The 1,216-nt window shown below is 49.7% G+C and carries 2 protein-coding genes; both read right to left on the minus strand.

Features of this window, described 5'->3' with window-relative positions:
• On the minus strand, window positions 1–835 hold an 835-nt coding region (locus tag H8S62_RS17760), incomplete at its 3' end, for an IS3 family transposase (protein WP_186920433.1).
• On the minus strand, window positions 832–1,137 hold the full coding sequence (locus H8S62_RS17765) for a helix-turn-helix domain-containing protein (protein ID WP_155152399.1): 306 nt from the start codon (window positions 1,135–1,137) through the stop codon (window positions 832–834). The genes H8S62_RS17760 and H8S62_RS17765, both read right to left, overlap by 4 nt.
• Window positions 1,138–1,216 lie beyond the last annotated feature (79 nt).

Consider the following 1,216-nt stretch of genomic DNA (forward strand, 5'->3'; position numbering starts at 1 on the left):
CAAGCGGCGCCTCTCCCGTTTTTATTTGGATACGCTCATAGTTATAAAAGTGAATAAACTCGGCAATCGCATGGTTGGCCTCTTCAAAGGTGTCCGGCTTATGCCTGTAAATACACTCGGTTTTGAGAATAGAGAAGAAGTTTTCAGCCATAGCGTTGTCGTAGCAGTTTCCACGCCTTGACATGGACGGCGTAATGCCGTATTCTTGAGTCAGGTCAAAGTATGCCTGCGAAGTGTACTGGAACCCCTGGTCGCTGTGGAGCTGTAACTCCGCAGCGGCCTTCTTTCTCTTCATGGCAAGGTGGATGGTATCCAGGACAAGGTTTACCGTCTGGGCGGTTCCCGTCTTGTAGGCAACGATGCTGTTGTTGAAGAGATCTCGTATCATGGACAAATAGAGCACGCCTTGTCCCGTAAAAATGTAGGTAATATCCGTCACCCACTTCTGATTCTGACGCTGGGCGTGAAAGTCCCTGTTAAGTAGGTTTTCATACTTGTGCATCTGCTGCCCCATCTGTACCCATTTCCTGCGGCGACGGATTTCTGCCAATAGGCTGTACTTTTTCATAATACGCAGAACTGTTTTAGGGTTGCGCGAGATATGTTTCTCCCTCTTGAGCCACCGCCACATCCGCCGGTAGCCGTATGTGCTGTTGCAATGCCGCTGGCATTCTTCTATGTATCCAGCCAATTCCTCGTCCCGATCTGGCTGTCCCTGCCGCCCTACAAAGCTGTAATACCCACTCCGGGATACCTCAAAGAATTGACACATCACTGTTACCGGATACTCAAACCTGTGACGGTAGATAACATGATATTTTACGCGCGCTCTCACTTCCTTCCTATGGATTGCAGAAAATCCCGCAGCAGCTTGTTTTCCATCCGTAGCCGTTCTAATTCCGTTTGGTTTCCCTGATGCGGCGGCTGGCCGTCCTTCCGGGGACGCCCTTTGGGACGTGGTAATATTCCAGCTCTCAGTTTGGCCTGCTTCCGGTTGTACCGGGTCACCCACCATTTCACCTGTTTGTGTTCCAGACTAAAGTGCTCGGCGATTTCCCGATTCGTCTTCCCGCTTTTCCGCATCGATAACAGTTCCTCCTCCATCGCTCCTATTTTTGTATAGCTTCGTTTGCTCATAACAATACCCCCTGATGTAGTTCTATTATCCTACATCAGGGGGCATTTTGTCATTGTCCGTTTTTACTGGGGCTGTTCA

This window comes from Lawsonibacter faecis (assembly GCF_014287675.1).
Lineage (GTDB): Bacteria > Bacillota > Clostridia > Oscillospirales > Oscillospiraceae > Pseudoflavonifractor > Pseudoflavonifractor faecis.

Coding starts and splice junctions, on each gene's coding strand:
- H8S62_RS17765 (WP_155152399.1), bottom strand. CDS start 1,137: ATGAGCAAACGAAGCTATACAAAAATAGGAGCGATGGAGGAGGAACTG.